The organism is Caldimonas sp. (assembly GCF_046289365.1).
Lineage (GTDB): Bacteria > Pseudomonadota > Gammaproteobacteria > Burkholderiales > Burkholderiaceae_C > Caldimonas.
Map to the genome: position 1 here is coordinate 1 of NZ_JBKBVU010000128.1, position 9,005 is coordinate 9,005.

Sequence of the window (9,005 nt, forward strand, 5' to 3'; positions counted from 1 at the left end):
CGGGGTTGCCGACGATGCGAGCCTTGCGGATGGCCTCGCGATGCAATTCGGGCAGTCCGTAGACCGCCTCGGCCAGCAGGTCGGGGCAGGCATGGGGCATGCCGTACCAGCGCTCGAACTCGGCCGTGTCTTTGAGGCGGAAGTCGGCCGCCAGGTCGATGATCTTGACGCCCGCGGCCAGCAGCTCGCGCGCCTGCGCCATCGCCACGCCATGGGGGGTGGCGAAGAACACCACATCGCATTCGTTCAGCCGGGCCTCGTCGGGCGTGGTAAAGGCCAGGTCCACCCGGCCGCGCAGCGAGGGGTACATGTCGGCCACCGGCATGCCCGCTTCCTTGCGCGAGGTGATGGCGGTGATCTTCACCTGGGGATGCTGCGACAGCAGGCGCAGCAGCTCGACGCCTGTGTAACCCGTTCCCCCGACGATGCCGACCTTGATCATCTACAACTCTCCAGCGAAGAATCATTCATTGTAGGAGCGGAAAGCACAAAGGCCACCCGAAGGTAGCCTTTGTTGCAACCGCCTTGCCAGCGACCGCCGCGGATCCGGCTTTGCCGGTCCGCCAGCGGTGCCCCCTTGAGGGGGCGGCCGCAGGCCGTAGGGGGTGGGCGTGTCAGCGCTTGCTGAACTGCTTACGACGGCGGGCGCCGTGCAGACCGACCTTCTTGCGCTCGACCTCGCGGGCGTCGCGGGTCACGAAACCGGCCTGGCTGAGCGCGGGCTTGAGCGCCGCGTCGTAGTCGATCAGGGCGCGGGTGATGCCATGACGCACCGCACCGGCCTGGCCGGACTCACCGCCGCCATGCACGTTGACTTTGATGTCAAAGGCGCCATCGTTGTTGGTGAGCACCAGGGGCTGCTTGACCACCATGATGGAGGTCTGGCGGCCGAAGTACTGGTCCACCGGGCGGCCGTTGACCAGGATCTGGCCGGTACCCTTCTTCAGGAAGACGCGGGCCACCGACGACTTGCGCCGGCCCGTGCCGTAGTTCCAATTGCCGATCATCGCCGCTCCTTAGATTTCCAGCGTCTTGGGCTGCTGGGCGGTGTGCGGGTGCTCGGCCCCGGCATACACCTTCAGCTTCTTGATCATCGCGTAGCCCAGGGGGCCCTTGGGCAGCATGCCCTTGACCGCCTTTTCCAAGGCGCGGCCGGGATGCTTGGCCTGCATGTCCTTGAACTTGGTGGCGTAAATGCCGCCCGGATAGCCGGAGTGACGGTAGTAGATCTTGTCCTCGGCCTTGTTGCCGGTGACGCGGATCTTGTCGGCGTTGACGACGATGATGTAGTCGCCCGTGTCGACGTGGGGCGTGTAGATGGGCTTGTGTTTGCCACGCAGGCGCAGAGCGACTTCGCTGGCCACTCGTCCGAGCACCTTGTCGGTGGCGTCGATCACAAACCAATCGTGCTTCACGTCAGCGGGCTTGGCGCTGAAGGTTTTCATGGAAGTTCCGATCAGTGAGGTCCAACCCTGGAAGCTCCGCGCAGGCGGTCGGTGCTGCTTGTGGTTTGCAGCCTCTTAGGCCCTGGGGCACGGGAATCTTCCACAACGCCACCCGACCAAAGCTTTTGGGAATCGACCTGGGCCGACTCGAAAGAGCGCCAGTCCGGCAGCGCATTTCCCGGGGTTGCACTCGGGAAAACGCGCAAGTATACAGGCTCGCGGGGCCGGCTGCCAGGCCGGCCGTGCCACAGCGGCTTGATGAGAAGACCTCACGGCCTTCGCGGCGGTCGGCCCGGGGGGTGGCCAGATCCGTGATTTCGAGGCATACTAGGGTTAACCCTTATCGGAGAGCATGTCATGGGCTACCCCGGCGACATCCTGAGCCGGCCGAAGTATGGACTGGACCGACACGACCGGCCCCAGTCCGAACCGCAGACCCCGCCCCAGGGCCCTGGTACGCCGTCCTGGCTGGCGAACTGGGTGCCGATCCGCGCGCTGGCGCCGCGGCACCGCCCGCGCATCCTGGCCCACCTGCTGGGGCTGGACGCCCAGGATCGCTACCTGCGCTTCGGCTACCCGGCCAGCGACGCCCAGATCGAACAGTACGTGCACAAGCTCGACTTCGAGCGCGACGAGGTCTTCGGCATCTTCAACCGGCGGCTGCAGCTCATCGCGGTGGCCCATCTGGCCTACCAGGCGCCGCAGCAGGTCCGCGGACAACCGGCCATGGTCGAGTTCGGGGTGTCGGTGTCGAAGTCGGCCCGCGGGCGCGGTTACGGGGCCCGGCTGTTCCAACGGGCGGTGATGCACGCCCGCAACCGGCAGGTCGACACGCTCTACATCCACGCCCTGAGCGAGAACACGGCCATGCTGAAGATCGCCCGCAAGGCGGGGGCAACCGTGGTGCGCGACGGCAGCGAGTCCCAGGCTTGGTTGAAGCTGCCGCCCGACACCTTGGCCACGCATTTCGAGGCCCTGCTGGAGACCCAGGCCGCCGAGATGGATTACCGGCTCAAGCTCCACGCCCGCCGGTTCGCCGAGTGGCTGGATGCCTTGGCCGAAGTGAAGGCCAACATCGGACCGCACCACCCGAGCAGCAGCTGAACGGGCGCCCCACGGGCCGCCAGGCCCGCACCGCGGCCTGGCCCCTCAACTGGGCGATGGCCGCAGCAGCCAGGCGCCCTTAGCATCGCGTCCATGTGATGGCCCCACGGGCGGCACGCGGTAGCGCGAGCGCCCCTGACGTTGCGGGCCCCCTTCCGCAATGGCCATGCAATCCCTGACCCTGATTCTCGTCGTGGTGAGTTCCGTGCTGCTGGGGGCGGGTCTGAGCCTGTGGATCACCCACCGGCATCGTGGCGAGACCCTGCCGCGCGAATGGCATCTGACGCTGCGCCCGGTGTTCACCGCCGACGAGCGGCGCATGTACCGCCAGTTGCGCGAGGCATTTCCCGAGCATGCGATCCTGGTGAAGCTGCCGCTGACGCGCTTCACCCAGGCCAGCGAGCCCGAGCGGGCCGGCTACTGGCACCAGCTCATCGGCAACCTGCATGTCACTTTTGCGATCTGCAATCTCAACGGCCGGGTGATCGCGGCCATCGACATCGAGGGCGCGCGCGGCGGATCGCGCCGCGCCACGGCCATCAAGACCGGCGTGCTCAACGCCTGTCGGGTGCGCTATTTGTGCTTCATGGTGGACGACCTGCCTTCGCTGCTGGAGGTGCAGCGCCTGGTGCTGCACGACAGCCCGCTGCCGATGCCGGCCACACGCGGAGCAGCCAGCGCCCCGTCGCCGCTGGACGATGCCCGCCACACGCTGGAGCGCACGGTGCGCCAGCGCCGCGAGCAGCGCAGCGCGCTGTGGCAGGACTCGGCGTTCGCGCAGGACTCTTTCTTCGCACCCGACAGCCGGCTCGACGGCATGGTCGAAAGCGGCTTCACCCCTCTGCCACCGGCCGCTGCGGCATGGCCCGCCGAACGGCCCAGCGACATCGGCGGCGTGGTGGTGGACTCTGCGGCGCCGGCCGCCCCGCGGCACTGAACGGCGGCCGGCCGCGTAGCATGTCGGGATGAGCGACCCCACCTCTTCTGCCCACGCTTACGCCCGCCTGACCCCCGATCTGGTGCTCGACGCCCTGGACCACGCCGGGCTGCGCGGCGACGGACGTCTGCTGCAGCTCAACTCCTACGAGAACCGCGTGTTCCTGTGTCACCTGGAAGACGGCAGCAGCGTGGTGGCCAAGTTCTACCGGCCGCAGCGCTGGAGCGACGCGCAGATCCTCGAGGAACATGCCTATGCCTGCGAACTGGCCCAGGCCGAGATTCCCGTGGTGGCGCCGCTGGTACTGTCGGGGGCGGCGGCCGGGCAGACCCTGGGCCAGTTCGAGGGTTTCCGCTTTTCGGTGAGCCCACGGCGCGGCGGGCGCTCGCCCGAACTCGACGATGCATCAACGCTGCAATGGCTGGGCCGCTTCATCGGCCGCATCCATGCCGTGGGCGCGCTGCGGCCCTTCGTGCACCGGCCCTGGCTGGACGTGACGAGCTTCGGCGAGGACTCGCTGGCCTGGCTGCTCGATCATGGCATCGTGCCGCCCGACGTGGCGCCCGCCTGGACGGCGGCCGCGCGGGCGGCGCTCGATGGCGTGCGCCGCTGCTTCGAGGCAGCCGGCGAGGTGGCCCGCCTGCGCCTGCATGGCGACTGCCACGTGGGCAACATCCTGTGGACGCAGGCCGGCCCGCATTTCGTGGACCTGGACGATGCGCGCATGGGCCCGGCGGTGCAGGATCTGTGGATGCTGCTGTCGGGCGACCGCGCGGCACGGACACGCCAGCTCAGCGAGGTGCTGGCCGGCTACGAGGATTTCATGGCCTTCGACCGGCGCGAGCTGCACCTGGTGGAAGCCCTGCGCACGCTGCGCCAGTTGCACTTCAGCGCCTGGCTGGCGCGGCGCTGGGACGACCCGGCTTTCCCGGCCGCCTTCCCCTGGTTCGGCAGCTCGGCCTGGTGGAGTGGCCAGGTGGTCCAGCTGCGTGAGCAGCTGGAGGCGATGGCCGAGCCGCCGCTGGCGGTGTGAGGGATCAGCCGGCGAGCAAGGCGTTGACGCGCTTGACGTAGGCGGCCGGGTCTTCGAGCTGCCCTCCCTCGGCCAGCAAGGCCTGGTCGAAGAGGATGTGGGCCAGATCCTCGAAGCGCTCGCTGCCGTCCAGGCGCTGGACGAGCGGGTGCTCGGTGTTGATCTCGAGGATGAAGCGGGTCTGCGGCGCGTTCTGGCCGGCCTGCTTGAGCAGGCGCACCAGGTGGGCGCTCATCTCGCCCTCGTCGGCCACCAGGCAGGCGGGGGAGTCCACCAAGCGGGTGGTGACGCGCACGTCCTTGGCCTTGTCCTTGAGCGTTTCCTTCAGGCGCTCGACGATGGGCTTGAAGGCCTCGGCGGCCTGTTCGGCTTTTTTCTTCTCTTCCTCGTCTTGCAGCGAGCCGAGATCGACCGCGCCCTTGGCCACGCTGTGCAGGGGCTTGCCGTCGAACTCGTAGAGGTAGTTGAGCATCCACTCGTCGACGCGGTCGGTCAGCAGCAGCACCTCGATCCCCTTCTTGCGGAAGATCTCGAGCTGGGGGCTGTTCTTGGCGGCGGCCAGGGTGTCGGCGGTGATGTAGTAGATGGCCTCCTGGCCATCCTTCATGCGCGAGACATAGTCGGCCAGCGACACCAGGCCATCGTCGGCTTGGGTGGAGGCAAAGCGCAGCAGCTTGGCCAGGCGCTCGCGGTTGGCGTTGTCTTCGCCCACACCTTCTTTGAGCACCGCGCCAAATTCTTTCCAGAACTGGGCGTACTTGTCCTTGTGGTTCTCGGCGAGATCTTCCAACATGGACAGCACACGCTTGGTGCAGCCCTCGCGGATGGCCTTGACGTCGCGGCTTTCCTGCAGCAGCTCGCGCGAGACGTTGAGCGGCAGGTCGGCGCTGTCAACCACGCCCTTGACGAAGCGCAGGTACACCGGCATCAGCGCCTCGGCGTCGTCCATGATGAAGACGCGCTTGACGTAGAGCTTCACCCCGCCGCGCTTGTCGCGGTTCCACAGGTCGAAGGGGGCCTTGGCCGGGATGTAGAGCAACTGGGTGTATTCGGTGCGGCCCTCGACGCGGTTGTGGGTGTAGGCCAGCGGGGCCTGGGTGTCGTAGCTGATCTGCTTGTAGAACTCGTGGTACTGCTCTTCGGTGATGTCGCCCTTGGCGCGGGTCCACAGGGCCGCGGCCTGGTTCACCGTCTCCCACTCGTCCTTCAGGACGTACTCGCCCTTGTCTTTGTCCCATTCCTCCTTGCGCATCAGGATGGGCAGGGAGATGTGGTCGGAGTACTTCCCGATGATGGACTTCAGGCGCCAGCGGCTGAGGAAATCGGCCTCGCTCTCGCGCAGATGCAAGATGACGTCAGTGCCGCGTTGGGCGCGGGTGAGGGGCTCGACCTCGAAGTCGCCGGTGCCCTCGCTGCTCCAGCGCACGCCCTCCTCGGGCTTGAGGCCCGCCCGGCGCGACTCCACGGTGATGCGGTCGGCCACGATGTAGCCGCTGTAGAAGCCCACGCCGAACTGGCCGATGAGCTGGGCGTCTTTCTGCTGGTCGCCCGAGAGGCGGCCCATGAACTCGCGGGTGCCGCTCTTGGCGATGGTGCCGAGATTGGCGATGGCCTCTTCGGCGCTCATGCCGATGCCGTTGTCGCTGATGGTGATCGTGCGCGCGGCCTTGTCGAAGCTCACGCGGATTTCGAGGTTGGGCTGGTCCTCGTAGAGCTCGTTGTGGTGCAGGGCTTCGAAGCGCAGCTTGTCGCAGGCGTCCGAGGCGTTGGAGATCAGCTCGCGCAGAAAGATTTCCTTGTTGGAGTACAGCGAGTGGGTGACGAGGTGGAGCAGCTGCTTGACTTCGGCTTGGAAGGAGAGGATTTGCTTGTCCATGGCGTCTTTGGAAAGGAAGGGGCCGGCAGCCCACAGATGAGCGCACAACATGGGGGCGAGTCGGCGGGCTTCAAGACCCCGGCCGAAAAAAAGCCCGCCGGGTGAGGGCGGGCGGGAAGCCGGGGCCGGCCTCGGGGCCCCGGGGTCACGAGGGCGGCGGCCGGTTCAGGGGGCTGCAGGCTCCACGAAGACGGCCACACTGCGGCCGGGCACGGTGAAGCTGCCGGTGCCGGAGGCAAAGCTCGCGCCCCGCACCCGGGGGTCGCTGCCACCGGCCAGCACGGGGTGCAGGCTCAGGCTGCGGCCCGCCAGCGCGGCCACGGCATAGGTCTGGACGTTGGGTGCGGCGTTGATGAGCACCACCAGGTTGGCATAGCGGCCGTCCCCGCACAGGCTGCCGTCGTTCTTGCGACCGGTCACGCGCATCACGATCAGGCCGTCGCGCTGGTTGGCGGCGTCGGGGAAGCTGACGCAGTCGCGCACATCGGCCCCGCTGCGCAGGCGCAGCATGGTGGTGTCGCGGCGCACGCGCAGCAGGTCGAGCACGGCGTCGCGGGTAGCCCGGATGTCAGCGGCCGACGGCGCAATGTTGGTGTTGCTCAGAATGGGGCGCATGCGGTCCCATTCGGCCTGGTTCTTTTCGGCCGAGGGCAGGCCCATGGTGCCGAAGTAATTGGTCGTGGCCGACCAGTCGATGCGGTTGAACCAGTCGCCGGCGTTGTAGCTGTCGCGGTCCAGGCTCTTGCTGCGCAGCAATTCGTCGCCCGCATGCAGGAAGGGGATGCCCTGGCCCATCAGCACCGTGCCGAGGGCCACCACCTGGGCCCGCGCGCGCTCGGACGCCGCGGTCGTGGCGGGCAGCTTGAACTGGTGGATGTCGAACAGCGTCTCGCCGTCGTGCACGCCGGCGTAGTTGATGACCTCGTGCGGATCGGCGGTGTAGCCGGCGGGTTGGCCACCATAGTCGTACGAGGACGCCAAGCGGCCGTTGAGCACGAAGTCGTGCACGCTGCCGGCCAACCCCAAGCGGATGAGGTTCTGCTGGTAGTGCAGCTCCTCGCGCTGCTCCGAGGTGCAGGTGCTGCCGTTGAGCGCGTTGTTGTCGTAGCAGCGTCCGTTGGCGAAGCCCTGGCGGCGCAGCACCGCGTCGCCCACATCGAACGGACCACCGCCGCGGATGGCGTCGCGGATGCGGTCGCTGAAGGAGCCGATGCCCGTGCCGCGCAGGTGGGCCTGGCGGGCCTGCACGAACTGTCGGTCGTTGGCCACTTCGCCGAAGTTCCAGGCTTCGCCGTAGTAGAGCAAGGGGCGGCCGGCGGCGGCGTCCACCGCGGTGCGGGCGGCCTGCATCGCGGCCAGCGGAATGTGGCCCATGATGTCGAAACGGAAGCCGTCAACCTTGTACTCGACCGCCCAGGTCTTCAGGGTGTCGATCATCAGCTTTTCCATCATCGCGTACTCGGGCGCGGTGTTCTCGCAGCAGGTCGAGCGCTCGATGAAGCCGTCGCCGTTGAGGCGGTAGTAGTAGCCCGGCACGATGCGGTCGAGGAAGCTGCCGCTGGTGTGGTTGTAGACCACGTCGAGCACCACGCGCAGGCCGTTGCCGTGCAGGGCCTGCACCATCTGACGAAACTCGCGCACACGCACCGCGCCGTCGGCCGCATCGCTGGCGTAGCTGCCTTCGGGAGCGCCATAGTGGCGCGGGTCATAGCCCCAGTTGAAGCAGTCCTCGTCCTTGGTGGCGGCCACGGTGGCCTGCGGCACCGTGCTGGTGGGACCGTCGGAGGTGACCGAGGGCGTCACGCAGCCGGTCTCGGGGATGGTGGCGAGATCATAGGTGGGCAACAGGTGCACGTGGGTGAGGCCGGCCGAGGCCAGGGCCTGCAGATGGCGCACGCCGTCGGTGCCGGTCTGCGCGAAGGCGGTGTACTTGCCGCGGTGCGCCGCCGGCACGGTGGCGTCGTTGGCCGAGAAGTCACGCACGTGCAGTTCATAGATCACGCTGTCCGAGGGCGCCTGCAGCGGCGGGATGGCATGGCCGTCCCAGCCGGCGGGCTTGAACATCGCATCGGAGAGCCGCGCCACCATCGCCGCCTGGCTGTTGGCATTGAGGGTGAGGGCATAGGGGTCGGTCACGGTGTTCGTGACCACGCCGCCGTCCTGGCGCGAATAGACCTGCACCCGGTAGGTGTAGTAGGCGTTGTTCACCCAGTCGGCTTCGCCGGTGTGGCTCCACACGCCAGAACCAGGATCCTCGGTCATGGCACGCAGCGGCTGCCCGGCGATGGCCAGCTCGACCGAACGCGCCGTGGGCGCCCACAGGCGGAACACCGGACGGCCTTGCGTGTCGAAGCTCAATCCCAGCGTCTGCGGGCGCGCCTGGGCAGCATACACATCGTCGAGCACCCCCTGGATCTGCAACTGCGTGGCGTGGGTGACTTGGCCCTGGACCAGGCGCGCCACGACGAGCTGGCCCTTGAGCAGCGAGCGGACCTCGGAGGCCGCGGCCACCGGCAACGCAAAGGCCGGTGCACCCGCCAGGTGGCGGAAGCGCTCGCGCAGTGCAGTGTCCAGCGTGGTGGTGCTCAGCACATGAAAGCCGTCGGCCCC

Annotated in this window: 8 protein-coding genes; 3 read left to right on the top strand and 5 right to left on the bottom strand. The window is 67.8% G+C overall.

The genetic code is table 11. The annotated features are described in order from the left end of the window. The 3 genes from ACK42S_RS12445 to rplM form a co-directional block, all read right to left on the bottom strand. On the bottom strand, positions 1–442 hold a 442-nt coding region (locus ACK42S_RS12445), incomplete at its 3' end, for a Gfo/Idh/MocA family oxidoreductase (RefSeq protein ID WP_409707831.1). A 172-nt stretch (positions 443–614) separates the two neighbouring features. Further along, complete coding sequence (rpsI, locus tag ACK42S_RS12450; protein WP_409659944.1) at positions 615–1,007, bottom strand: 30S ribosomal protein S9; 393 nt, start codon at positions 1,005–1,007, stop codon at positions 615–617. Between the two features lie 9 nt (positions 1,008–1,016). Further along, on the bottom strand, positions 1,017–1,445 hold the full coding sequence (gene rplM / locus ACK42S_RS12455; protein ID WP_019561105.1) for a 50S ribosomal protein L13: 429 nt from the start codon (positions 1,443–1,445) through the stop codon (positions 1,017–1,019). Positions 1,446–1,802: 357 nt separating this feature from the next. Between rplM and ACK42S_RS12460 the strand changes: the two genes are divergently transcribed. The 3 genes from ACK42S_RS12460 to ACK42S_RS12470 all read left to right on the top strand — a co-directional run bounded on the left by ACK42S_RS12460 (position 1,803) and on the right by ACK42S_RS12470 (position 4,519). Beyond that, on the top strand, positions 1,803–2,549 hold the full coding sequence (locus tag ACK42S_RS12460) for a GNAT family N-acetyltransferase (RefSeq protein ID WP_409707835.1): 747 nt from the start codon (positions 1,803–1,805) through the stop codon (positions 2,547–2,549). A 166-nt stretch (positions 2,550–2,715) separates the two neighbouring features. Further along, complete coding sequence (locus ACK42S_RS12465; protein WP_409707838.1) at positions 2,716–3,486, top strand: DUF2726 domain-containing protein; 771 nt, start codon at positions 2,716–2,718, stop codon at positions 3,484–3,486. A gap of 28 nt (positions 3,487–3,514) precedes the next feature. Beyond that, positions 3,515–4,519: a serine/threonine protein kinase gene (locus ACK42S_RS12470; protein WP_409707841.1), complete on the top strand. Its 1,005-nt coding sequence runs from the start codon at positions 3,515–3,517 to the stop codon at positions 4,517–4,519. 4 nt (positions 4,520–4,523) lie between these two features. Here ACK42S_RS12470 and htpG read toward each other — a convergent pair whose 3' ends face one another. Next, complete coding sequence (htpG, locus tag ACK42S_RS12475) at positions 4,524–6,395, bottom strand: molecular chaperone HtpG (RefSeq protein ID WP_409707844.1); 1,872 nt, start codon at positions 6,393–6,395, stop codon at positions 4,524–4,526. Positions 6,396–6,560: 165 nt separating this feature from the next. Continuing rightward, the coding region (locus ACK42S_RS12480; protein ID WP_409707847.1) for an alpha-1,6-glucosidase domain-containing protein at positions 6,561–9,005 on the bottom strand (2,445 nt) is incomplete at its 5' end.

Bases quoted from the DNA above. Each gene is read 5' to 3' on its own strand.
- rpsI (WP_409659944.1), bottom strand. From the start codon at position 1,007: ATGATCGGCAATTGGAACTACGGCACGGGCCGGCGCAAGTCGTCGGTG.
- ACK42S_RS12465 (WP_409707838.1), top strand. From the start codon at position 2,716: ATGCAATCCCTGACCCTGATTCTCGTCGTGGTGAGTTCCGTGCTGCTG.
- ACK42S_RS12460 (WP_409707835.1), top strand. From the start codon at position 1,803: ATGGGCTACCCCGGCGACATCCTGAGCCGGCCGAAGTATGGACTGGAC.
- rplM (WP_019561105.1), bottom strand. From the start codon at position 1,445: ATGAAAACCTTCAGCGCCAAGCCCGCTGACGTGAAGCACGATTGGTTT.
- htpG (WP_409707844.1), bottom strand. From the start codon at position 6,395: ATGGACAAGCAAATCCTCTCCTTCCAAGCCGAAGTCAAGCAGCTGCTC.
- ACK42S_RS12470 (WP_409707841.1), top strand. From the start codon at position 3,515: ATGAGCGACCCCACCTCTTCTGCCCACGCTTACGCCCGCCTGACCCCC.